The organism is Hymenobacter sp., from assembly GCF_036388155.1.
In the GTDB taxonomy this organism is placed as follows: Bacteria; Bacteroidota; Bacteroidia; order Cytophagales; family Hymenobacteraceae; genus Hymenobacter.
Map to the genome: position 1 here is coordinate 1 of NZ_DASVSI010000145.1, position 22825 is coordinate 22825.

A 22825-nucleotide genomic window follows, 5' to 3' on the forward strand; every position below is an offset into this window, starting at 1 on the left:
CCCCTGCGCCACGCTGCGCCAGGAAATTATTGCCAAAATCAAGCCCGATGCGCCACTGCTCACCAACCAGGGCGGCGTGCTGAATAGCGGCGTCGACACCGAGTTGGATGAGTTGCGAGCCCTGGCTTTCTCGGGCAAAGACTACTTGCTGCAGTTGCAGCAGCGCGAGCAGCGCAATACCGGCATTTCGTCGCTGAAAGTGGCCTACAACAAGGTTTTTGGCTACTACCTGGAAGTAACAAATGCGCACAAAGACAAAGTGCCTAGCTCCTGGATTCGCAAGCAAACCTTGGTGAACGCCGAGCGATACGTGACCGAGGAGCTGAAAACGTATGAGGAGAAAATCCTCAACGCTGAAGAGCTACTGTTCGTCATTGAGCAGCGCATTTATAACGACCTGGTGCTGGCGGCGCTCGACTTCGTGCCCCAGATTCAGCAGAATGCCCGGGCCATTGGCGTGATGGACTGCCTGGCCAGCTTTGCCCTCACGGCGCGCCAGCAGCGCTACGTGCAGCCCGTAGTGAACGACGGCACCGTGCTCGACATCCGGGCCGGGCGCCACCCCGTGATTGAGCGCCAGCTGCCGCCCGGCGAAAGCTACATCCCCAACGACATTTGCCTGAACCAAGACGAGCAGCAGATTGTGGTGATAACCGGCCCCAACATGGCTGGCAAGTCGGCCCTGCTGCGCCAGACTGCCCTCATCGTGCTGTTGGCCCAAATTGGTTCTTTCGTGCCTGCCGATGCGGCCACCGTGGGCATCATCGACAAGATTTTCACCCGCGTCGGCGCTTCCGACAACCTGAGCAAAGGCGAAAGCACCTTTATGGTGGAGATGACCGAAACGGCTTCCATCCTCAACAACCTCTCCGACCGCAGCCTAGTGCTGATGGATGAAATTGGCCGCGGCACCAGCACCTACGACGGCATCAGCATTGCCTGGGCCATTGTGGAACACCTGCACAACAACCCCAAAGCCAAGGCCAAAACCCTCTTCGCCACCCACTACCACGAACTCAACCAGCTGGCCGACGAGTGCCCGCGCGTCCGCAACTACAACGTGGCCGTGAAGGAGGCCGACGGGCGCATCCTGTTCCTGCGCAAGCTGCAAGCCGGTGGGTCGGAGCACAGCTTCGGCATCCACGTGGCGCGGCTGGCGGGCATGCCCACCTCGGTGGTGCTGCGGGCCAACGAAATCATGCACCACCTGGAAGTGGAGCGCACCAGCGCGGGCGCCGACGACAGCCTGCCCACCGAGTTTGACGACGTATTGGCGGGCATTGATGGCAACGGCAGGCAGCAGGCCGTTGCGGTAGTCCCGCCGCCCGCCGCTCCCAAGCCCCGCGCTACCTCGGCCGTAGCCACTGCCCCGCGCCCCACGGTACAGCTCAGCATGTTCGAGCCTTCGGACCCGGCCTTGGAGCGCGTTCGGGAACTGCTCGAGCACCTCGACATTAACACCCTGACCCCAATCGAAGCCCTGATGAAGCTGAATGAATTGAAGCTGACGTTGGGGAAAGCGTAAATTTTTCGGCCTGAAAATGAAGCAAAAAGGCCGCCGCTGCGACAAATTCCGCACCCAGCACTTGCATTGCCCAAAAAACGCCTTACCTTTGTCGCACCATTCAGCGCTATGAAAGTAGCAATGAACCTCCCGCGAGAGTAGCTCAGTTGGTAGAGCGCGACCTTGCCAAGGTCGAGGTCGCGAGTTCGAACCTCGTCTCCCGCTCCAAATAGTTAAAAAAGACGTTGCTTTACCGCAACGTCTTTTTTGTTTGAACCCGCTGCTGCGGGCGCTTGCCAGAGTGGTGTAATGGTAGCCACGAGGGACTTAAAATCCCTTGTCTTCACGGACGTACGGGTTCGAGTCCCGTCTCTGGTACAACGAAAAAGGCCGCTGCTTCTGGGAAGCAGCGGCCTTTTTCGTTGCTTACATCGGCTCGGCGCGTAGCAGCACTTGGTCAATCACGTCAAGCACCTCGGCGTCTTGGGCAGTGTCAAACTTTCGGGCGAAAAGCTTGTCGGAATGGGTGAGCTTCTCGACGTCGGCCAAGGTCAGAGTTTTGGGATTCGGCAGGCCCTGCGACCAGTCCATGAACCGGCAGTTGTCGTTGATGATTTGGTCTTTCAGCGGCGAATTCATCAATATGGTGTGAATCATGAATTCGTCGGAGCAAAAAGTGAACCGGCCGAACCAGTTCACGCCCGGGTGCTCGTCCATAAACTGCACCACGTACGCCGCGCATTCGGCGCTCATAGTCCACCAAGCGCCGCCAGGACCGCCATAGAGCGTGTAAGAAAGCGGGAATTTGCGTTTGGGCAGCAGATTGCTAACAAGGCGCTGCACCCGGAATTGGCCTTTAAACTCGAAGTAGTGCGAGTGGTACAGTTCCACCCGCCCAGCGGCTATTTTCCACCAGTCTGAACCCTCCCGCTCGAAGGAAAGAAAGGAGTGGCCAATGTTTTCGGACAGAAACCGATGTATCGTATTAACGGGCTTGATGGGGTAGTCCTGGCCGCTCAATAGATTAATAAAATCGTACTGTACCCCAGTAGCTAAGATTTCACGAAACCCCTGGACCGAAGCCTCAGTGAATTGGTGCGAAGCCCAGCGCGTGGCTAGGCGCTTGCGTACGAACTGCACTCGTGGAAGGCGGCCCAGCGTAGAAAAAATCATGGCATCCGACCGTTTGTCGAGATGGATGTAGAAGTCGGCGTCCTCGTGCGCCAAAGCCCCAATCAACCGCCGTATTTGCTCCGGGTGCTTATGGGCCATGATAAGGTGCGCAATTCTCATACGGGTGATTTTTACGAGTCTTGGCTAAGCAGCAAGTTAATATAATGCCAATATGGGTAAACTACACCGGCGGTAAACCCAGAATAATTTAAATTTTGTGTCATAATATACGAAGCATAATTGCTGTTAGCACCATTTTTAGGGAGTTGCACAAGGGAATAATCGACAAGCTAGTTGAATACTACTGTACTGCCTCTTATAATTAATTAGCAAATGGCGAGGCGTTGAAAAGTAAGATAGTGCCGAAAATTGCAGGGCAAAAAACGAGAACGATTGTTTCGTTGGAATGAACTGGCCCGTGAAGTCAGTCCCAAGATTACACCCCCGCTTACGGTTCCGGCGCCTGTATGAAGGCCCGCTTCTAGCGGCGCTCTTCCTGCGGCCCAAAACCGGCTTGGAACAGCACATACAGTGCTGCCACGGGCAGTGGGCTTACCACGAAGTCGAGCAAGTGACGGGCAAGGCGATAGGCCCAGAACGCATCCCCAGCGAGTTTGCCCAGCAGCACGAGGGCCACGTATATGACCAGCGCACCGGCGTAGAGCTGCAAGGCCAGACGCCAATGGGCGGGGGAAGGCAGCAGCAGGCGCAGCAGCAGCAGGCAAATACCCAGGTAGAGGGCGGCGTAGGTGGCCACAGCCGGCAAGAAGCGTTTGGTGATGCCGCCGTTGATGCCGGCCTGCACGGATTGGGCCTGTTGGCCTAGCCCCACGGCTGCGAGCACCCCTTGCCACAGCCGCGTAAATGCTGCCAATACGGGCTCGTCGTAGACGCCCAACAGCAGCAGAACCACAATCAAAGTCCCAACCAAGGGCCAGTAGCGCGAACCGAAACGAACTTGGCTAAGCACTAGCTACGCTTGCGGAATGCTGGGTGGAACGAGGTACTGAGGGCAGGGCCAAGCGCCGGGCCCAGAGCATCCACAAGCCAAAAATGAAGGCGTACACCACGAAGGTGAACGTGTAATGGTGGTTGAAATCGACGGTTTGGTGGGAGTAGTGCTGGTTGAGGGCCAGCGCCGCCACCCGCAACACGTTGAGGCACCAGATGAGCAGGCTGCCCGCCGGAATAAACCACAGCTTGCGCTGCCATGGCCCCGGAAATGCCAGCACAAAGCCCCCAAACAGGGCGTACAGCACCAAGCCGTTGCAGGGCGGCCCTACCACCACGGACTGTTGCCCGTTCATGAGCACCAAATTGGGATACGTGGGGTCGATGGTGGCCGCGAACCCGCACAGGCGCAAGAGCGCCACACCCGCCCCGGTAATCTGGTTGCAAAGGGCGGCGTCGAGGCGTCCGTCCTGGGCCAGCCACTGTTCGTACCCAAAAAACCAGCCCAAATACATGAGCCCGGCCATGAGGATGAAGCGGAACAATAGCCGATTGCCCGAAGCGGGCGCACCGATGGGAGCCGTGGTTTGCATGAGCCGAGAAATGTTGGGTGCAAAAGTGCAAAAAAGGCGGCTCATCCCCTAGGGTTGGCCGCCTTTCTCCTTCTTAACCAGAAGGTGGTTATGCTTTTTTGCGACGATTGCGCAAGTGCTTGATGCCGTATGCCACGCCGCTGGCCAACAACAGCGAAACGCCGCCATCGAGGGGCACGGCTGTGGGGTCGGGCGGGGTGCCGGGCTGAGGACCGCCCGTGCCCGGTTGGGCCAATACGGTTTCACCAAAAGCCACCAACAGGGTCAACGCAGGCAGCAAACGAGACAGGAGAAATGATTTCATACAGGAAACGGGGGCGTAAAATGGATGGTAGGGCTCAACGCAACTAATGTAGACCCTGCTCGCAGTCGAAATGGTGGCCGGGCACTGACGCTTGCCAGCCTCACGATTAGCAAGCGCCCATGCTCGACAATTACGGGTTTGTTCCTCATTTGGTTTTCATAGATAAGCCGTCTCTCTCGACCCGCGGCTAGCTTGGGAACGAAACACCTCATCGGGCTGTAGAGTCCGGTAGCGGCGGCAGGCGCGGGGCTACTTCAACACGCGGCACAACCGCCAGATGCCTACCTTGCAACGGCTGTTTTGCCTGTTGTTTCCTATGCTGCCTGCCTCCGACGCTTCCTCGCCCTCCACCGCCCCGGTCGATTACCATCCGCTCATCCGCCAGGTTTTTGCCGAGATGGGCAAAGTGGTGGTGGGGCAGCAGCCGCTGCTCAGCCGCTTGCTCATTGGCCTGTTCACGGGCGGGCACATCCTGCTCGAGGGTGTGCCGGGACTGGCCAAGACCCTCACCATTTCCACGTTGGCCAAGGTGTTGCACCTGCACTTTCAACGCGTGCAGTTCACCCCCGACCTGCTGCCGTCGGACTTGGTGGGCACGATGATTTACAACCAGAACCAGTCGGTGTTCGAGGTGAAGAAAGGGCCCATATTTGCCAACCTGGTGCTGGCCGACGAAATCAACCGCTCGCCGGCCAAGGTGCAGAGCGCCCTGCTCGAAGCCATGCAGGAGAAGCAGGTCACCATTGGCGAAACCACCTACCCGCTCGACTTGCCTTTTCTGGTGCTGGCCACCCAAAACCCCGTGGAGCAGGAGGGCACCTACCCGCTCCCTGAAGCCCAAGTTGACCGGTTTATGATGAAAGTGCACGTTGACTACCTCAAGAAGGCCGACGAGTTGGAGGTAATGCGCCGCATGGCCAACCTCAGCTTCGTGGAAGACGTGCAGCCTGTGCTCACGCAGGCCGATATTTTCGGCATTCGCCAGCAAATCAATCAGGTGCAGATTTCGGAAACGCTGGAGAAATACCTCATCGAATTGGTTTTTGCCACCCGCCGCCCCGCCGATTACGAATTGCCAGAGTTCGCCCAAGCAGTGCAGTTTGGGGCCAGCCCGCGGGCCAGCATTGCCCTGCACCGTGCTTCGAAAGCCGTGGCCTACCTCGAAGGCCGCGACTACGTGCTACCCGAAGACATCAAAGAAGTAGCCGCCGACGTCCTCAACCACCGCATCCTGCTTACCTACGAAGCCGAAGCTGACGGCATCCGCACCCAAGACTTGATTGAGGCCATCCTGCGCAAGGTGCCCATCAGCTAGTTCGCCCTAGCGGGAGGAACAGGGCTAGTACAACATAAAAAAAGGGCTGACCATTTGGTCAGCCCTTTTCGGTTGGGAAGCGGGTAGGTTACTCAACCACCACGCGCTTCACCACGAGGTCATTGCCTGACTTCAGCGACAGCGAATACACGCCGGCGGCGAGACGGCTCACGTCGAAATCAGCCTTGCCACCAGCGGCGGGCAGGTTCAACTGGCGCGTCTGCACTACTTGGCCCAGCGCGTTGATGAGCGTAGCCGAAGCCGTGCGCAAGTTGCCAGCGGGCACGCCTAGCGTGAAAGTGCCATGCGCTGGGTTCGGCGACAGGCTCACGGTAGCGGCCAGGGCTTCGTTGCGGGTGGCGGTTGCTACGGCGATTGTTACGGCACCAAGGTTGAAGCGACCCAAATTAGAGCTAGCCACATCTAAAAGAGTAGGTCCAGTGTTGATTTGATAGAACGTGGCCGCACGGGTAGGCACCTCGGCTTGCGAGCCCAAGCTAGCTCCACCAGCCAAATTCAATCCGATAATGAAATCGCCCACGCCAATGCTGACCGGAGTTGCCAGCGTAAAAGTAACCACGGTTCCAGCATCAGCTGTAGTCAAAGTGCGAGCGGCCGAACGGCCTAGCTCAGCACCCGTTCCACTGAAAAGAACACCTGTTGCAGTTCCAGTGCCATTGGCAATAAAAGCTTGAATGCTTACTACCTGACGAGCTGTGGTTGTTGTGAATCGTGAACCTACATTACCAGTGCCCGCCGCGCCAAAGCTGAGGGCACCTGTATTAGCGGTAGTGGGCGAAGCATAATTTACCGTAGTTGTCGATACCACTTGGTTTAGCGTTTGCGTGTTATTGGCGGAATTATCATCGGCTGCCGAACTCACAGTCACGCTATTTGTGCCTGCATTGGCCATAGTTGCAGCATCATACGCGGGGAATACCACGGTTGTTGAAGCACCTGCTGCCAGTGCCGTTACAGTTTGTGTAGTTGTAAAGAGGGCTGTAGCACCTCGACTTACTGTTAAAGTAGTCGTGCCGGTGTATGCACTCGTGCCCACATTACTAACTCGCACTCGCACTACATGGTTTGGGCTAAAAGTAGCTAACTGCCCTTGCGTGTAAATTGCCTGTACAGCGAGGTCGTTGGCGTAAACAACCGTCGGTGCGAAGCGAAAGGTACGGCCCGCATCTGGGCGGACAGTGCCACGATAGTTGAATGCACCAGTGGTTTGAGTGTAGAAGCCAGTAATGAATACTGCTGTGCTCCAAGCAGTAGTACCAGTTCCGCCTTTGTTAACTAAAACAGTTTGACCGCTGGCTGAAGAAGAGCCTTTTAGCCCTACAATGGCAAAACGATAGTCGTCGGGGTTGGTTCCTTGAACAGCGGTATCGTAAACAAACTCAATATTTCCGGTCGTCTCGTATAACTTCACTTGGAAGCTAATGGAGTTGTATTGCAGGTCGTAAAGTACTGTTTTATCTGCCACATTCTTCCACTGAATAGTACAAACCCTATTTGGTGAAATACCAGTTGTCACTACCCGATATTCTGTGCCACCAGTAGCCGTTCCAGCACTCAAATCCATGTTGAAAGGGGCCACGATATTCACATCAGCCGCATTCGTACTGGAAATCGGATTAGGTATCGTGGGAGTGTTGCTTTCTTGAAGGAACAAAGCTGCAGCAGAAGGTGCTGTGGTTCCCAGCTTAAGAAACCCGTTGGTGTTCAATACAAAATCGGTGAATGCCGTGCCGTTGTAATTAAATGTGAAGCCAATAGGCGTCGCGGCCGAGTTAGCATCGTCGGTACTTGCGGTGGCAATGGCTGTGCCAGTAGTCCCTAAATCGGTGTAGGTGCCCGCTACGTTGGTAGCGTTTGCAGGGGCGTAATTCAGTTGTGCCTGCGCGGCAAATGGCAGCAAGGCCAATGGCAGCAACCGGCTGGCTTTTTTCAGCCGGGTTGGTAAGGATGTTAACATGAAGAGAGAGGAAAAGTGAGGAATAGAAAAATGAAAAAGGCGGGTGGTGGATAAAGGGGCTGCTCGCAAGTAGCCGAAAAGCTTCTTTCAAAGCTGCAAAGAAATTATGACATTGTTGGCCAGTGATGTAAACTGGGCGGTAGATGGGTCAGATTCTTAGCGGAAAAAGGGGCGATGTAGACGCAGCCCGCAGCAAAGTGGCGGCGTTTTCTTCGGGGTTGCACGAGGCCACGGGCACAAATGTGCGGTCGGGCTCGCCGGGGCGTTGGGCCAAGCCGTAGGTATAGGTCTTATCATAATAATCGAGCACCAGCTCCACCATCAGGGGGAAGTCCTTGGCCTCTATGGCAGCCAGGGCTTGCTGGGTGGCCAGGCCGCCCAGGCGCTTGTGCAGCCGCTCGATGGCCGCGGCCAGTCCGGCTGGGTCTTCGGCGCCGTACTCAGCCGCCAGTTTTGCTACGCGGGCGGCGCGGGGCACTTCCAGCACCCAGCGCGGGGCCGTGCGCAGCTGGGCAAACAGCGCGGGCGGAATGGTGAGCTTGCCAATCTGCCGGCTTTCGTCTTCCACCCAGATGGGGGCATCGGTGGGCAGTTCGGCCAGCACCGCGGCTAAGTTGTTCTCAAATTGCTCCTGCGTGGGCTGGACCGGCTGGCCAATGGACCCGAAAGCCGAGCCTTTGTGGTGGGCCAAGCCTTCGAGGTCGAGCACAAGCTGATTATGCGGAGGGGCGGCCAGTTGGTGCAGGACGTCGGTTTTGCCACTGCCGGTGAGGCCGCCCAGCACTCGCCACTGGCGGGGCTGCTCGAAAGAAGCCAGCACGGCCCGGCGGTAATCTTTGTAGCCTTGGTCGAGCAGGTGCACCTTGAAGCCGGCCAATTCCAGCAGCCACAGCACCGCGCCGCTCCGCATGCCGCCGCGCCAGCAATGCAGGCGCACTTCTTTGCCGGGCACCAGCTTTTGGGCCTGTTTCACCATGGCCGACATCTTTGGGCCGAAGAACTCCAGACCCAGGTGCACGGCGCGGTCCTGGCTTACCTGCTTGTAGGTGGTGCCGATGCGCGCCCGCTCTTCGTCGGTGAACAGGGGCAAGTTGAGGGCGCCCGGCACGTGCCCTTGCGCAAACTCAATGGGCGCCCGCACGTCGAGAACCGGGTAGGGCAGAGCCTGAAATTCGGCTAAGGGGTGGCGCGGCATAGCTAGTTCATTTAACAGTTAACATTTATCGTTTAACAGACCGTTAAATGGCATGCTTGCAGCAGTTCCAGTCCAAGTTCTACTCCCAAGGTACTGCCGGTGACAAACGCTAAATGCTATTCAGTTGAATGACTTCAACTGCCTTTTGTAGAGTTGTACGGTATTTTCAAGGCCCAAGTAGATGGCGTCGCACACCAGCGCGTGGCCAATGCTTACTTCGGCCAACTCGGGCAGCTGCTGGTGCAGCCAGGCCAGGTTGTCGAGGTCGAGGTCGTGGCCGGCGTTCACGCCCAGGCCCAGCTGGCCCGCGCGGGCCGAGGCGGCCCGGTACGGCGCCACGGCGGCTTCGCGGTCGGCGAGGTAGCGCTGGGCGTAGGCTTCAGTGTACAGCTCAATCCGGTCGGTGCCGGTGGCCACGGCCGCTTCCACCAAGCGGAGGTCGGGGTCCAGGAAAATGCTCACCCGGCAGCCCATGCCCTTTAGCTCGGCCACCACGTCCTGCAAGAAAGCGTGGTGGGTAATCACGTCCCAGCCCGCGTTGGAGGTGATGGCGTCGGGCGCGTCGGGTACCAGCGTCACTTGCTCGGGGCGCACCTCCCGCACCAGGTCCAGGAAATCGGGGGTGGGGTTGCCTTCCACGTTCAGTTCGGTGGTCACGATGCTCTTCAAGTCGCGCACGTCCTGGTAGCGAATGTGGCGCTCGTCGGGGCGCGGGTGCACCGTGATGCCTTCGGCGCCAAACTGCTCGATGTCGCGGGCGGCTTGCAAAATGTCGGGGCGGTTGTGGCCCCGGGCGTTGCGCAGGGTGGCCAGTTTGTTGATGTTGACGCTCAGCTTGGTCACGGAAAAAATCAGTAGGAGGGTGAAACGAGCAGGTGCGAACGAGGCTGTACGGCGTCTTACGCAGGGTTGCGCCAAAACGGCGCCGGGTGGCGCTTGCGGAACAGCCGCCGTAGCTTCGGGGCGAAATTACGCCGGTTGCCGCCGCTGCTTCGGAGCAGCGGCTCCCGCAAGCTGCACTTTACAACCGCCAAGCTGTTGCTGACCTTTGCCGAACCCAGGGCCTTCGCCGGGCCGTACGGAAGGCACGGTCCGGCTCGGCCGTAGCCACGCTCTGCCACCGGTTGCAAGTCTTCAGGGCCAATTTTGTTTCAGTTTTCCCACGCGCTACCGCGCCTATTTCCCCCGCCATGCTCAAAGACACCATCGACGCCGCCATCAAGCAAGCCATGCTGGCCAAAGACAAAGTGCGCCTCACCACCCTGCGCAGCATCAAGTCGCAGATTATGCTGGCCGAAACGGCCGAAGGTGCCCACGGAGCCGCCCTCACGCCCGACGCCGAGCTCAAACTGCTCAACAAAGCCGCCAAGCAGCGTCGCGACGCCGCCGCCATCTACAAAGAGCAGTTCCGCTCCGAGCTTGAGGAAAACGAGCTTGCCGAACTGGCCATTATCGAAGAATTCCTGCCCCAGCAGCTTTCCGAAGCCGATTTGGTGGAGAAGCTCGTGCACATCATCCAGCGCGTGGGCGCTCAAGGCCCTTCCGATTTGGGCAAGGTGATGGGCGTGGCTGCCCGGGAACTGTCGGGCCAAGCCGATGGCAAGCGCATTTCCGACGTTCTCAGCCACCTGCTCAACAACACCAACCTTTGATGTGCTGATTGGTCGATGTGCTGATGTGATGAGTGACGGTGTTTAAGTTAGTGCCCACCACATTAGCACATCACCACATCAACCAATCAGCACATCAACCCATCAGACAATTAGCAAATCAACATGACTGCCCTCGACATCTTGCTGTTGCTGCCGCTCGGCATTGGCGCCGTGAAAGGCTACCGTCGCGGGCTGGTGCTGGAAGTGGTGTCGCTGCTGGCGTTTGTCTTGGCCGTGGTAGGAGGCTTAAGCCTCCTGTCGGCGGCCGTGCCGCTGGTGCGGCACTACGTTGGCAGCGCATTTGGCCTGCTGCCACTAGTGTCGTTTGCCCTTGTCTTTGTGCTGATTATGTGGGGCGTGCATTTGCTGGGCGGCGTGCTCAAAACGGCCGTGCACCTCACGCCGCTGGGAGTGCTCGACAATTTGTTGGGTGGCGTCGCGGGCGTGCTCAAGTGGATATTGGGTTTGAGCCTGTTGCTGCATGGCACCCGCTTGGCGGGCCTGCATTTGCTTTCGCCTTCGCTGGTGGCGGGGTCGCAGGTGCTGCCCATCGTGCAGCAAGCCACGCCCATGGCCTTGCAAATCACCGGCTACGTGCTGCCTTTCGCGCAGGACCTGTTGGTGCGCATGCGCACGGCATTTGTCAAGTAATTATGAGTTATAAATTATTAATTATAAGTTCAGTGCAGGGAAATTCGAATGATAAATCTCCATTTATAACTCATAATTTTTAATTCATAATTCTCTCCCATGCGCCTGCTGTTGCTCGACAGTTTCGATTCGTTTACCTACACGCTGGCCGACAACTTGCGCCAGCTGGGGGCCGAAGTGTTGGTGCGTCGCAACGACGTGTCCTTGCCTGACCTACAGGCCCTCGACTTTGACGCCATTGTGCTGTCGCCCGGGCCCGGTACGCCCGCCCAAGCCGGCGTGATGCCCGCCCTCATTCAAGCCTTTCACCAAACCAAACCCATGCTGGGGGTATGCCTCGGCCATCAGGCGCTCGGTGAGTTCTTCGGCAGCACCGTGGTGCGCGCCGCCCGGCCCATGCACGGCAAGGTGGCCGAAATGCACTGCGCCCCCGACGAGCCACTTTTTGCCGGCCTGCCGCCCACCCAACTGGTTACGCGCTACCATTCGCTCATTCTGCGCAACCCCTTGCCGCCAGCAGTAGTGGCCCTGGCGCACACCACCGGAGAACAGCCCGAAATAATGGCGCTGCGGCACCGTTCGTTGCCGCTCTACGGCGTCCAATTTCACCCCGAAGCCCTGCTCACTCCGCACGGACTGGCAATTTTGGCCAATTGGCTTCGCTGTTGTATCATTGCCAAAACCGCCGGGAATTGACGAGAAACGAGATGGAATTGCGCCGCCAGCACCAGCAAGGGTACGAATACGTGGACGAGGGCCAAGGGCCCGTGCTCCTGTTGCTGCACGGCTTGTTCGGCGCGCTCAGCAATTGGCAGGACGTGGTAGACGAGTTCTCCGCCGACTACCGCGTCGTCATCCCCCTGCTGCCCATCTACGACATGCCCCTGACCCAGGCCGGTGTGCCGGGTTTGGTAGCCTACGTCGAAGGGTTTGTAGCGGCCCTAGAGTTACCGTCCACTTTCACGGTACTCGGCAACTCGCTGGGCGGGCACATCGCCTTGGTCTACACCCTCAACAACGCCGCCCGCGTCAGCCGGCTGGTGCTCACGGGCAGCAGCGGCTTGTTCGAAGACGGCATGGGCGGCTCGTTCCCCAAGCGCGGCAATTACGCCTACGTGCAGGAACGGGTCGGCTACACTTTTTACGACGCCTCCATTGCCACCCAGGACTTGGTCGACGAAGTGTTCAACGTCACCAATTCCAATTCCAAGTGCCTGCGCATCATTGCCATCGCCCGTTCGGCACAGCGTCATAACCTGAGCAAGGAGCTGGCCAAGATTGACATTCCCGTGTTGCTGGTGTGGGGCCTGAACGACACCATCACCCCGCCGCCGGTTGCGCACGAGTTTGCCCGTCTGTTGCCACAGGCCGAACTCCGCTTCCTCGACCATTGTTGCCATGCCCCCATGATGGAGCGCCCGGCCGGATTTAATGCTTACATGCGCCGGTTTTTGCGTGCCACGGAAGCCGCGCCGGCTTTTGCTGCGTAGGTTTGGTATCATTCTGCCGGCTCGATTGTTGCTACTATACCCATCGCCCCGGATGGCCTGTTATGCCCTTTTACCTATCCTTTCCGCTACGTCCTCCGTTACCCATTCGACATCCGTAACTACTTAAGCATATGCCTGCCCTGCTCGCCGAAGACTTACTCAACGAAATGATTCCGCCCCTGAAGGGCACCGATTCGGCGGGCAAAGCGGCACGCTGGCTCGATGAGTTTCACGTGGCCCAACTGCCGGTGCTCGATAATCGGCACTACCGGGGCCTGGTCACCGAAGCCGACTTGGCCGACTTCGACGACCCCGAAACCCTGCTCTCGGAATTGCCCTTGGGCTTCGCCGACACCTTCGTGCGCCCCGACCAGCACTTTTACCGCGTGATGGAGCTGGCCATTGAGAACAAGATTCAACTGGTGCCCGTGGTTGACGAGCGGCACGAGTACGCCGGCGTGGTCACCATCGCCGACGCCTTGGCCGCTTTCGGGCAGCAGCCGGCGGGTGGCCAGGGCGGCATCATCGTCCTCACCATGGAGGAGCGCGACTACTCGCTCACCCAAATCAGCCGCTACGTCGAGGAGAACAACGCCAAAATTGTCAGCGCCCTCGTGGCCCAGGACGAAATCGACCCCTACCGCATACGCCTCACCCTCAAGTTAAATACCGACAACCTGGCCCGCATCACGGCCACCCTCGAGCGGTTTGGCTACGTGGTAACGGCCCAGTTCAGCGGCACGGCCGTGGCCAGCGAAGACGAGCAGGACCGTTACGACGCCCTGCTCCGGTACCTGAGCGTGTAAGGGCGGCGGGTGTTAGGAATTTTATTGCCGTTGCGGGTGCTGCTGGCCAGCCTGAGCTTATGGCAGGCTCCGGCCGATACCACGTTGCCCCGCCGGCCCTTGCTCCCCGTGGTTGCGCCAGCCGACACGCTGGTGCGCATTGCGCCCTGCCCCGGTGCAGCCCGACTGGCCGTTGGGCCCTTGATTTTTGCGGGCAACAACGTCACCAAAGAGCGCATCCTGCGTGCCGAGCTGGATTTTCGCGAAGGCGACACCTTGGCAGTAGCCGACCTGCCGGCCCGGCTCGAAGCCAACCGCAGCCGCCTCTTCAACCTCCAACTGTTTCATGCCGTGGTGGTGCAGGCCAGCTGCGTAAGCGGCCGGCTGGCCATCGTGTTTGGGGTGCAAGAGCGCTGGTACACCTTCCCGGTGCCCATTGTTTCCCTGGCCGACCGCAACCTGCGGTCCTGGCTCGACCGGCCCGACCGGTGGCGTCGCCTCGACTACGGCGTGCACCTCACCCGTACCAATTTTCGGGGCCGCAACGAGGAAATCAACGCCAACCTGCAACTCGGCTTCAATCGCAAATACGAACTGTTTTACGAGGCGCCGGGCCTGGGCCGCTACCGCCGGCTGGGCTTTGGCGTAGGGGCGTCTTTTTCCCAAAGCCGGGCCCTGGACTACGTCACCCGCACCGACCGCCTCTTGGCGTTGCGGACCGATACAGGGTTTCCCATCCAGCGCTTTTATGTATTGGGCGGGCTGCGCCTGCGCCATACGGTTCAGTTCCTCACGGCTTTCGACGTATCGTATCACCGCGAGCGGATTAGTGATTCCGTTAATTATTACAACCCCACTTATTACCTCGGCCGTACGCAGCGCGAATACCTCGATTTCACCCTCACCAGCACGCGCAATCAACGCAACACCTTTGCCTATCCGCTTAGCGGCCAGTTCGTGCAGGCCTCGCTCACGCACCGCGTGTTCCTCGACGCCTTCACGCCCAGCCTCACCACCCTGCGCCTGAGCTATTCGCGGTACGTGCCACTCGGCCACGAGTTCTATTACTCCGTGGGGGTGCGGGGCCAGGCACGCCTCACGCAGCGCTTGGCCTACGCCGACAGCCGGGCCCTGGGCTACAACGATTTGGTGCGCGGCTACGACGAGTACGTAATCGACGGCCGCCATTACGGCTTGTTGCAGCAAGGCGTTTCCTACCGCGTGTTTCATCCGCCACCTGTTCGCGTGCCGTCGCTTGGCAGCCCCAAAATCAACACCATTCCACTCGCCCTCTACCTCAATACCTTTGCCGATGCCGGTTACGTTGCCACGCCCCGCGCCTTGCTTGAGAACCGCCTGCCCAATCGTTTACTCGGCGCCGTAGGGCTCGGTTTGCATCTTGTCACGTACTACGACCGGGTGTTCACGGCCGAATACACGTTCAATAGACTGGGCCAAACCGGTTATTTTTTTCGCGCTGAGTTCCCCATTTAGCAGTTCCGCTGCGTTCAATCGGTTATTTAATTGTTACGTACCCGCCCCGCTGATTACGTAATCTGGTCTCTTTCTGCGCATGAAAATCGCTCTTCTCGGCAAGCCATTCGATGACGCCGCCGCCCCGGCCATCCAAGCCCTGCTCGACGACCTGGCTGCCCGCCGCGCCGAAGTGCGCATCGGCGAAGCTTTCCGCACCTTCCTCGACAACCGCCTTCGCCTGCCCGAAGGCACCACCGAGTTTCGGCGCGGCGACTCGCTGCGCGGCGTGCAATACGTGCTCAGCATCGGCGGCGATGGCACCCTCCTCGACACGGTCACGTACGTGGGCAGTTTGCAAATCCCAATTCTAGGCATTCACACCGGTCGCCTGGGCTTTCTGGCCACCATCACCCCCGACCGCATCGCCCAAGCCATTGACGCGCTTTATAAAGGGCATTTCAACATCGAGGAACGCAGCCTGATTCGCGTCGACACCGACCCCGACGTGTTTGGAAGCCTCAATTTTGGGCTCAACGAGTTCAGCGTCCTCAAGCGCGACACCTCGTCCATGATTGTCGTACACACCTACATTGATGGAGAATACCTGAATTCGTATTGGGCCGATGGCTTGGTGGTGGCCACGCCCACCGGCTCCACGGGCTACTCCCTGAGTTGTGGTGGCCCCGTCATGCTGCCCCAAACAAACAATTTTATTATTGCTCCCGTATGCCCCCACAATTTGAACGTTCGCCCACTGGTGGTGTCCGACCAAAGTGTCATATCCTTCGAAATAGAAGGCCGCAGTACTAGCTATATGCTTGCGCTTGACTCTCGTTCTTTGCCGGTAGAAGCTTCCGTCCAAATTGCTGTCCGTCGAGAAAACTTCAATGCTCGGCTAGTAAAACTTAACCACGTCAACTTTTTGAGCACCTTGCGTAGCAAACTTAACTGGGGCCTCGACCGTCGCAATCCGGCGGGAATCCAATTATGATGGCGGAGCTTTTTTGCCCGAAAAATCAAGTAAAGTTTTTTTAGTTCCCAAAACCGCCTACTTTTGTCACCGTCTGAAACTGCGCATTAACTGCTCTTCTCTCAACACCTGCCCTTCGCATCCTCAATCCTAGTCGCCTTATGAAAAATATTTTCACTTATTCCACGGCATTTGTGCTCGGGTTAGCCTTAGTGGCGACGCCGGAGGCCGATGCCCAACAGTTCAGCAAGCGGAAGCAATATAACTCCGTAGGCTTCAGCCTGAACGCTATGAACTATTTCGGCGATGTTACGCCGGTTACCAACTTTACTAGCTTGCGTTTTGGCGCTACCCGCGTGGGCGCTGGCGTTTCCATCACCCGTCGCTTCTACCCGCGTGTGTCGGGCCGCTTCGGGCTTTCGTACGGCCGTATCTCGGGCGACGATACCAAAGCTGCTGACCCTAATGACCCAGACGCACGCTTCCGTTACAACCGAAACATGACGTTTCGCAATGACATTTTGGAAGCTTCTGCTGTTGCCATCGTTGACCTCATCGAGAACCGTAATAACTATCTCAAACGTCCGGACTTTGTACCGTATGTATTCGCAGGCGTTGCCGGTTTCTATCACAGCCCTAAAGGTTTAGTAGGCCCAAATTCGGCTGGTTTGTCTAGCGGCTCTTATGTGTCGCTAGCCGACTTAAAGACGGAAGGCCAAACCAGCGCGTATGGACAAACACAATTAGCTATTCCTTTTGGCGGTGGTATCCGCTATCGCATTAACCGTAACTTTGACGCTAGTCTTGAAATTGGCTGGCGCAAAACATTCACCGATTACATTGACGACGTAGGCGGTAGGTATGCTGACCGTGCTTCCCTAACGACTGAGGCGCAGAGATATTTCGGGAGTGACATCACGCGTAGCGTTTCCACGCCGGATGCTACTTTCAACCCGGGTAATTTCCCCGGTTTCAATGCAGCCGGTAGCCAACGCGGTGACGAAGGCAATAAAACGGACTGGTACATCGTAACGGGTGTAACTTTGAACTACATCTTGACGCCCCGCATCAAGAACCCCAAATTCCGCTAGCCAGCAGCCGCTGGCTGAAGGCAACCTTTCCAGTCAGCAGTTAGTCTAAATGACAAATTCAGTTTTCCAAAGCGCACTCCTCGTTTGCCTCGTGCAAGCGGGGAGTGCCTTTTTTTGCCCTTCCGCCAACGCGCAAAACACCAGTGAGCTAGGCCTTGGCGTAGGGGCTACCACTTACCGGGGCGAAATTTCCCCCCACTACCGCAGTCAGAACAACCGCCCCGGATTCACGGTCTTCTATCGCAAAGACGTTTCGGTGCCCGTTACCCTGCGCGGGGCCGTGACCGGAGGGTTCCTGCGCGCCGACGACGCCAACGTGGAGGGAGCAAACGGTAGCGCGGCTCCGTTGCACGCCTACCGGCAAGCCAATACCAAGGGTGGCGTACTGGAAGCTTCGGCAGTATTGGAATATAATTTCCTCGATTACCACTACCGCACCGACAAGCTGCACGTTACGCCTTATTTATTTGCTGGCCTTGCTGGTTTTTATGCCAGTACCACCACCGAGAGCAACAACCCGGCGCTGGGGCAGAGCTTCAACCGTGACGGTCCCACGGTAGGCTTTGCGATTCCGGCCGGGGTGGGTTTTAAATACGCATTATCGGAACATATCAATCTGGGCCTAGAAGTGGGGGTGCGCAAGACCTTCACGGACGAAATCGACCATTTGGGCGAGCAAGACCCTTTCCTGGTAAATCCCAACGACCAAGACTGGTACTATTACAGTGGCGTGAGCTTGTCCTACACGTTTTATAAGATACGCTGCCCCGACCAGTACAAGAAAAATAAAAAGCTGCTGAAGTAGTGCTGCGCGCGAAGGAACAGCTAAGGGGAGGCGCAGCAGGGCGCCGTGTGAAGACAAACAACGGCTAAATGCAACCATTTCCGTAACTTGCGGGCTCTTTTAGCGAAACCGCAAAGATGACCGGCAAGGCCGAATTAGATACTCAAAATATTCCTGCTCACGTGGCCGTTATCATGGATGGTAATGGGCGCTGGGCCAAGCAGCGAGGCGGGTTGCGCGTTTTTGGACACCAAAGCGCCATCACTGCCGTGCGCGAAACCGTAGAGGAAGCCGCCGAACTGGGGGTGCGCTACCTCACGCTGTATGCTTTTTCGACGGAGAACTGGAACCGGCCGGCTCTGGAAGTGATGGCGCTCATGCAATTGCTGGTGCACACCATTCGGAACGAGACGGCTACGTTGCTCAAGAACAGCATCCGACTGCAAGCCATTGGCGACATCAGCACGTTGCCGGACAAGTGCCAGCGAGAATTGGCTGAAGCCATAGACCTTACCAAGGCCGGCACTCGCATGACCCTGGTGCTGGCCCTGAGCTACAGTGGACGGTGGGACCTGACCCAGGCCGCCCAGCGCATGGCTGCCGACGTGGCCAGCGGCCGCCTGCAGCCCACCGCAGTGAACGAAAAGACCGTGGCTAACTATTTAGTGACAGCTGGTATGCCCGACCCCGAACTCCTTATTCGAACCAGCGGGGAGCAACGAATCAGTAATTTTTTGCTGTGGCAATTGGCTTATACTGAATTGTATATCACCGATTTGCTGTGGCCTGACTTTCGAAAACAGCATTTTCAAGAGGCCATTCTGGCTTATCAGCGCCGGGAGCGGCGCTTCGGCAAAACCAGTGAGCAACTCACTGTATCTTAAATTTTTGTAATGATTATTGTGCGTAGTTTATTTGTAAAGTTCGTTCTCGCTGTAGCCTTGTTTGGTGGCTTGGCAGTTCGGCCAGCAATAGCCCAGCAAGCGCCGGCGGGTGCCCCCGACGAGCCCAAACGGTACGAGCTAGGGGGCATTACGGTGAGCGGAGCCCGCTACCTGGACCCAAACACTCTTATTGGCCTGACCGGTCTGAAAATTGGGGACGCCATCACGGTTCCGGGCGAAGAAATCGGAAAATCAATCCGCAAGCTGTGGGCGCAGGGCATCTTGGGCGATGTGAGCGTGAGCATTGCGCGCACAGAGGGCAACAAGATTTTTCTGGATTACAACCTCAAGGAGCGGCCGCGCTTGTCAAAATTCACCTTCGATGGCATTCGCAAAGGCCAGACCGAAGAGCTAACCAAAAAGATTGCCCTGATTCGTGGCAAGGTGGTGACTGATGCACTCATCAACAACACCCGGACCCAGGTACGCAAATTCTACGTGAACAAGGGGTACCTTGATGCCAAAGTGAACATCATACAAGTGCCCGATTCGGCTTTGTCGAACAGCGTGGCCTTGCGCATTGATGTGGACAAAGGCTCTAAAGTTCGTATTCACGACATCGCGTTCGAGGGCAACAAGGCTTTTTCGGACCGCAAATTGAAAGGGAAGCTCAAGAAGACCAAGGAGCGCAAGCCGTACAAATTCCTGACAGCGGGCAAGTTCCAGCGTGCGGAGTACGAAGAAGACAAGAAAAAACTGCTGGAATTCTACAACGCCGAGGGCTACCGTGACGCAACCATCGTGTCAGACACCTTGGTGCGCGACGAGCAGGGCCTAGCTTTGCGCATTCGCGTCGATGAAGGGCCGAAATACTACTTCCGTCACATCACCTGGAACGGCAACTACCTCTACGACGACAAGACGCTAGCCAATGTACTCGGCATTAAGCCCGGCAGCCCGTACAGCAAGGAAACGCTTGACAAGCGCCTGAATTACAACCCGACGGGCCAAGACATTTCTTCGCTTTACCTAAACGATGGTTATCTGTTCTTCACCATTGACCCGGTAGAAACCAAGGTCGAGGGCGACTCGATTGACATTGAAATGCGCCTCAGCGAAGGCGTCCAGGCCCACATCAAGGACATCAGCATTGCGGGCAATACCAAGACCAGCGACCACGTGCTGCGCCGTACGCTGCGCACGCTGCCCGGCGACAAGTTCAACCGCGAATTGCTCATCCGCTCGCAGCGGGAAATTGCAACGCTGGGCTATTTCGACCCGGAAAAAATTGGCATCAACCCCATACCCAATCCTGTCGATGGCACGGTGGACATTAACTACACCGTGGTTGAAAAGCCTTCTGACCAGGTGACGCTTTCTGGTGGCTGGGGTGGTTATGCCGGCTTTATTGGCACCGTGGGGTTGGTATTCAACAACTTCTCGCTACGGAAAGCGGGCAACTTCCGGAACTGGACGCCGGTGCCCTCGGGCGACGGCCAGCGCCTGGCACTCAACGTGCAAGCCAATGGGGTGCAGTACCAGGCGTATTCGCTGTCCTTCACTGAGCCCTGGCTGGGCGGCCGGCGGCCAAACTCCTTCTCCTTCAGCTTGAACCACAGCGTGCAGCGCTTGGGCAGCAGCCTAGATGCTAATTCGGACAGCTTCATCAAGGTGAACAGCGCCACGGTGGGCCTGGGCCGCCAGCTGCGGGTGCCAGATGACTATTTTACCCTCAGCAACTCGCTGTCGATTAGCCAGTACCAGACGCAGAACTACGCGTTGTTGCCGGACTTTACGTCGGGTTATGCCACCAACATCACCCTCAACACCACGCTGGCGCGCAACAGCATCGACAACCCTACCTACACCCGTCGGGGTTCGGCGCTGAGCTTGAGTCTGAGCTTGACGCCGCCTTATTCTCTACTCAACCCCGACCATCCTAGCGCGAACCGGTTGATTGAGTTTCACAAGTGGATGTTCGACGCTTCGTGGTTCACCCCCATCGTTGGCAAACTGGTACTGAACACTCGCGCTCACTTCGGCTTCTTGGGCAGCTACAATGCTAACCGGGCGATTGGGCCGTTCGAACGTTTCAAAATGGGCGGCGCTGGACTGGGCGCCAACGGCGCTAACAACTTCCTGGCTGGTACCGACTACGTGGGCCTGCGGGGCTACGACGACCCCGAGCAACCTTTTGCCATCCCAACCGCTCAGCCCAGACAAGCGGGCGCCATTGCTTTCAACAAGTATGTGCTTGAAATGCGCTACCCCGTCAGCCTCAACCCGGCGGCTACGGTGTACGTGCTGGCCTTTGCCGAAGCGGGCAACGCCTACGATTCTTACCGTAACTACAACCCCTATAAGCTGTACCGTTCGGCTGGCGTAGGAGCCCGCATTTTCATGTCGGCCTTTGGCTTGCTCGGTTTTGACTACGGCCACGGCTTCGACAACGTGGTGCCGCAAGCCGGTACCGACCCTACCAGCAGGCGCGACCCAAACCACTTCCACTTCATTATTGGTCAGCAAATTCGCTAGCAGGGCACTTTGCAAGCGGCCTTTCACGTTTCAACGGTATGAAGAATTTTGGTGGCCTGCTGCTGGCCTTATTGTTGCTAGCTGGAGCTTTCGAAGCCCGTGCTCAAAAATTTGGCTGGGTCGATTCGGAGTTTATCATGGCCAAAATGCCTGATTATGCCAAGGCGCAGCAAGAGCTAAACGCGATGTCCGACACGTGGCAACGTGAGATTGAGGCGCAGAAGAAAGACTTAGATAAGCTCTACCGCAACTACCAGGCGGAAGAAGTGGTGCTAACTGAGCCCATGAAGAAAAAGCGCCAGGACGAAATCCTCAAAAAGGAGCAGGACATCAAGGCGTACCAGAACAAGCAGTTTGGCTACGAGGGCCAGCTGTTTAAAAAACGGCAGGAGCTCAACAAGCCCGTTCAGGACAAAGTATTTGAAGCCGTTGAGAAAGTGGCCAAAAAGAAGCAATTGGCGGTGTTGTTCGACAAGTCGGGCGACATGACCATGCTGTATACCAACCCGGCCCACGACTACACGGAATTTGTATTGGAGGAATTGGGTTTGGGAGCAGAAGACCGCAACCAGCCGGGCCCCAAAGGCGCCGTGAAAACGGTAACGCCACCCAAAACCCCCACCGACCCCAATTTCGAGTCCGACTCGGGCGCTCCAGAGCCGGCATCTGCCACCAAGCCCGTTGCCAAGCCGCAGCGTGCTACCAAGAAGAGCCCGAAGTAATTACCTTTGTATCAATAATTTTCTGACCCCTTTTTCTTTTTGATGAATCTCGTGAAAACCTTTCGTCTGACGCTCGCCGCCGCTCTGCTGACCGCCGGAACCCTGGCCGCCACCTCCGCGCAGGCCCAGGCCCCCTTGAAAATTGGTTATACCGACGTGCAGTACGTACTGGCTCGGATGCCCGAAAGCAAGCAAATTGAATCAGACCTCAAAGCGTACAACACCCAACTGGAGGGCCAGCTGAAGAGCAAAGCCACCGAATTGGAAACCAAATACAAGACATATCAGCAGGGCGAAGCCACCATGACTGATATCGTGAAAGCTGACAAGCAGAAAGAACTGCAGAGCATGCAACAGTCCATTCAGGAGTTTCAGCGCAGCGCCGAGCAGTCGCTGCAGCAGAAGCAGCAGACCCTGCTGAAGCCAGCTCTGGACAAGCTGCAGAAGAACATCGACGCCGTGGCCGAAGAAAACGGGTATACCTACGTGTTCAACTCGGACGGCGGCGGCAGCCCCCTGCTGTTGCACGCTCCCAAGGACGGTGACATTTCGGACTTGGTGCTGAAGAAAATGGGCATCAATCCCGCCGCTACTCCGGCGCCGGTTACTTCGGGCCCGAAGGCTGCGCCTGCCGCCGCCCCTGCTGCCTCGCCAACGGCTGGCAAGACCAAAACCAAGACCAAGAAATAAGCGGCGCTTTCCGCCAGAAACCGAAAAAGCCGAAGCACTTGCTTCGGCTTTTTTCATTTAATACATGCACTAGTAAATTAGC

General features: G+C 57.5%; 22 protein-coding genes and 2 tRNA genes. 17 read left to right on the top strand and 7 right to left on the bottom strand.

From position 1 onward, the window contains the following. The 3 genes from mutS to VF629_RS20290 form a co-directional block, all read left to right on the top strand. Positions 1 to 1525: DNA mismatch repair protein MutS (gene mutS / locus VF629_RS20280; protein ID WP_331060330.1), on the top strand; the 1525-nt coding region annotated here is incomplete at its 5' end. Positions 1526 to 1656: 131 nt separating this feature from the next. Continuing rightward, positions 1657 to 1732: transfer RNA gene (locus VF629_RS20285), tRNA-Gly, on the top strand. A 67-nt stretch (positions 1733 to 1799) separates the two neighbouring features. Then, positions 1800 to 1882 (top strand) — tRNA-Leu (locus VF629_RS20290). 48 nt (positions 1883 to 1930) lie between these two features. On the opposite strand, the gene VF629_RS20295 is transcribed toward VF629_RS20290, so the two are convergent. From VF629_RS20295 to VF629_RS20310, 4 genes are all read right to left on the bottom strand, one after another. Beyond that, entirely contained in the window at positions 1931 to 2797 is an 867-nt protein-coding gene (locus VF629_RS20295; RefSeq protein ID WP_331060331.1) for a beta-1,6-N-acetylglucosaminyltransferase, read from the bottom strand. 361 nt (positions 2798 to 3158) lie between these two features. Then, positions 3159 to 3647: an XrtX-associated membrane protein gene (locus VF629_RS20300; protein WP_414653910.1), complete on the bottom strand. Its 489-nt coding sequence runs from the start codon at positions 3645 to 3647 to the stop codon at positions 3159 to 3161. Further along, positions 3640 to 4221: an exosortase X gene (xrtX, locus tag VF629_RS20305; RefSeq protein ID WP_331060333.1), complete on the bottom strand. Its 582-nt coding sequence runs from the start codon at positions 4219 to 4221 to the stop codon at positions 3640 to 3642. The genes VF629_RS20300 and xrtX overlap by 8 nt, the downstream gene beginning before the upstream one ends. Before the next feature lie 88 nt (positions 4222 to 4309). Then, on the bottom strand, positions 4310 to 4525 hold the full coding sequence (locus VF629_RS20310) for a PID-CTERM protein-sorting domain-containing protein (protein WP_331060334.1): 216 nt from the start codon (positions 4523 to 4525) through the stop codon (positions 4310 to 4312). 316 nt (positions 4526 to 4841) lie between these two features. Between VF629_RS20310 and VF629_RS20315 the strand changes: the two genes are divergently transcribed. Beyond that, on the top strand, positions 4842 to 5840 hold the full coding sequence (locus tag VF629_RS20315) for a MoxR family ATPase (protein ID WP_331060335.1): 999 nt from the start codon (positions 4842 to 4844) through the stop codon (positions 5838 to 5840). A gap of 88 nt (positions 5841 to 5928) precedes the next feature. On the opposite strand, the gene VF629_RS20320 is transcribed toward VF629_RS20315, so the two are convergent. The 3 genes from VF629_RS20320 to VF629_RS20330 form a co-directional block, all read right to left on the bottom strand. Then, on the bottom strand, positions 5929 to 7818 hold the full coding sequence (locus VF629_RS20320) for a T9SS type A sorting domain-containing protein (RefSeq protein WP_331060336.1): 1890 nt from the start codon (positions 7816 to 7818) through the stop codon (positions 5929 to 5931). 148 nt (positions 7819 to 7966) lie between these two features. Continuing rightward, entirely contained in the window at positions 7967 to 9013 is a 1047-nt protein-coding gene (gene mnmH / locus VF629_RS20325; RefSeq protein ID WP_331060337.1) for a tRNA 2-selenouridine(34) synthase MnmH, read from the bottom strand. Between the two features lie 120 nt (positions 9014 to 9133). Further along, on the bottom strand, positions 9134 to 9856 hold the full coding sequence (locus tag VF629_RS20330; RefSeq protein WP_331060338.1) for a pyridoxine 5'-phosphate synthase: 723 nt from the start codon (positions 9854 to 9856) through the stop codon (positions 9134 to 9136). A gap of 347 nt (positions 9857 to 10203) precedes the next feature. Between VF629_RS20330 and VF629_RS20335 the strand changes: the two genes are divergently transcribed. The 13 genes from VF629_RS20335 (at position 10204) to VF629_RS20395 (ending at position 22743) form a co-directional block, all read left to right on the top strand. After that, positions 10204 to 10665, top strand: coding sequence for a GatB/YqeY domain-containing protein (locus tag VF629_RS20335; RefSeq protein ID WP_331060339.1), 462 nt, complete (start codon positions 10204 to 10206; stop codon positions 10663 to 10665). Between the two features lie 123 nt (positions 10666 to 10788). Further along, a complete protein-coding gene (locus tag VF629_RS20340; protein WP_331060340.1) occupies positions 10789 to 11316 on the top strand; it encodes a CvpA family protein in 528 nt (175 codons plus the stop codon). 99 nt (positions 11317 to 11415) lie between these two features. Continuing rightward, positions 11416 to 12012 (top strand): aminodeoxychorismate/anthranilate synthase component II, encoded by a 597-nt coding sequence (locus VF629_RS20345; RefSeq protein WP_331060341.1) that lies wholly within the window; start codon positions 11416 to 11418, stop codon positions 12010 to 12012. Between the two features lie 11 nt (positions 12013 to 12023). Then, a complete protein-coding gene (locus VF629_RS20350; protein ID WP_331060429.1) occupies positions 12024 to 12806 on the top strand; it encodes an alpha/beta fold hydrolase in 783 nt (260 codons plus the stop codon). Between the two features lie 131 nt (positions 12807 to 12937). Further along, positions 12938 to 13612, top strand: coding sequence for a CBS domain-containing protein (locus tag VF629_RS20355; protein ID WP_331060342.1), 675 nt, complete (start codon positions 12938 to 12940; stop codon positions 13610 to 13612). A gap of 36 nt (positions 13613 to 13648) precedes the next feature. Further along, positions 13649 to 15085, top strand: coding sequence for a BamA/TamA family outer membrane protein (locus VF629_RS20360; RefSeq protein WP_331060430.1), 1437 nt, complete (start codon positions 13649 to 13651; stop codon positions 15083 to 15085). Between the two features lie 79 nt (positions 15086 to 15164). After that, the gene (locus VF629_RS20365; RefSeq protein ID WP_331060343.1) at positions 15165 to 16058 is read left to right on the top strand and encodes an NAD kinase; all 894 of its coding nucleotides are present in this window, start codon (positions 15165 to 15167) and stop codon (positions 16056 to 16058) included. A gap of 140 nt (positions 16059 to 16198) precedes the next feature. Further along, positions 16199 to 17128, top strand: a complete 930-nt coding sequence (locus tag VF629_RS20370) for a DUF6089 family protein (RefSeq protein WP_331060344.1) — start codon at positions 16199 to 16201, stop codon at positions 17126 to 17128. 91 nt (positions 17129 to 17219) lie between these two features. Continuing rightward, positions 17220 to 17933, top strand: coding sequence for a DUF6089 family protein (locus VF629_RS20375; RefSeq protein ID WP_331060345.1), 714 nt, complete (start codon positions 17220 to 17222; stop codon positions 17931 to 17933). A gap of 116 nt (positions 17934 to 18049) precedes the next feature. After that, entirely contained in the window at positions 18050 to 18796 is a 747-nt protein-coding gene (locus VF629_RS20380) for an isoprenyl transferase (RefSeq protein WP_331060346.1), read from the top strand. 9 nt (positions 18797 to 18805) lie between these two features. Continuing rightward, complete coding sequence (gene bamA / locus VF629_RS20385) at positions 18806 to 21331, top strand: outer membrane protein assembly factor BamA (protein WP_414653913.1); 2526 nt, start codon at positions 18806 to 18808, stop codon at positions 21329 to 21331. Positions 21332 to 21369: 38 nt separating this feature from the next. Next, positions 21370 to 22053, top strand: coding sequence for an OmpH family outer membrane protein (locus VF629_RS20390; protein WP_331060348.1), 684 nt, complete (start codon positions 21370 to 21372; stop codon positions 22051 to 22053). Positions 22054 to 22095: 42 nt separating this feature from the next. Continuing rightward, positions 22096 to 22743 (top strand): OmpH family outer membrane protein, encoded by a 648-nt coding sequence (locus VF629_RS20395; RefSeq protein ID WP_414653914.1) that lies wholly within the window; start codon positions 22096 to 22098, stop codon positions 22741 to 22743. The last annotated feature ends 82 nt before the right edge of the window (positions 22744 to 22825 follow it).

Bases quoted from the DNA above. Each gene is read 5' to 3' on its own strand.
- VF629_RS20295 (WP_331060331.1), bottom strand. From the start codon at position 2,797: ATGAGAATTGCGCACCTTATCATGGCCCATAAGCACCCGGAGCAAATA.
- xrtX (WP_331060333.1), bottom strand. From the start codon at position 4,221: ATGCAAACCACGGCTCCCATCGGTGCGCCCGCTTCGGGCAATCGGCTA.
- VF629_RS20310 (WP_331060334.1), bottom strand. From the start codon at position 4,525: ATGAAATCATTTCTCCTGTCTCGTTTGCTGCCTGCGTTGACCCTGTTG.
- VF629_RS20315 (WP_331060335.1), top strand. From the start codon at position 4,842: ATGCTGCCTGCCTCCGACGCTTCCTCGCCCTCCACCGCCCCGGTCGAT.
- VF629_RS20320 (WP_331060336.1), bottom strand. From the start codon at position 7,818: ATGTTAACATCCTTACCAACCCGGCTGAAAAAAGCCAGCCGGTTGCTG.
- mnmH (WP_331060337.1), bottom strand. From the start codon at position 9,013: ATGCCGCGCCACCCCTTAGCCGAATTTCAGGCTCTGCCCTACCCGGTT.
- VF629_RS20335 (WP_331060339.1), top strand. From the start codon at position 10,204: ATGCTCAAAGACACCATCGACGCCGCCATCAAGCAAGCCATGCTGGCC.
- VF629_RS20340 (WP_331060340.1), top strand. From the start codon at position 10,789: ATGACTGCCCTCGACATCTTGCTGTTGCTGCCGCTCGGCATTGGCGCC.
- VF629_RS20345 (WP_331060341.1), top strand. From the start codon at position 11,416: ATGCGCCTGCTGTTGCTCGACAGTTTCGATTCGTTTACCTACACGCTG.
- VF629_RS20350 (WP_331060429.1), top strand. From the start codon at position 12,024: ATGGAATTGCGCCGCCAGCACCAGCAAGGGTACGAATACGTGGACGAG.
- VF629_RS20355 (WP_331060342.1), top strand. From the start codon at position 12,938: ATGCCTGCCCTGCTCGCCGAAGACTTACTCAACGAAATGATTCCGCCC.
- VF629_RS20365 (WP_331060343.1), top strand. From the start codon at position 15,165: ATGAAAATCGCTCTTCTCGGCAAGCCATTCGATGACGCCGCCGCCCCG.
- VF629_RS20370 (WP_331060344.1), top strand. From the start codon at position 16,199: ATGAAAAATATTTTCACTTATTCCACGGCATTTGTGCTCGGGTTAGCC.
- VF629_RS20380 (WP_331060346.1), top strand. From the start codon at position 18,050: ATGACCGGCAAGGCCGAATTAGATACTCAAAATATTCCTGCTCACGTG.
- bamA (WP_414653913.1), top strand. From the start codon at position 18,806: ATGATTATTGTGCGTAGTTTATTTGTAAAGTTCGTTCTCGCTGTAGCC.
- VF629_RS20390 (WP_331060348.1), top strand. From the start codon at position 21,370: ATGAAGAATTTTGGTGGCCTGCTGCTGGCCTTATTGTTGCTAGCTGGA.
- VF629_RS20395 (WP_414653914.1), top strand. From the start codon at position 22,096: ATGAATCTCGTGAAAACCTTTCGTCTGACGCTCGCCGCCGCTCTGCTG.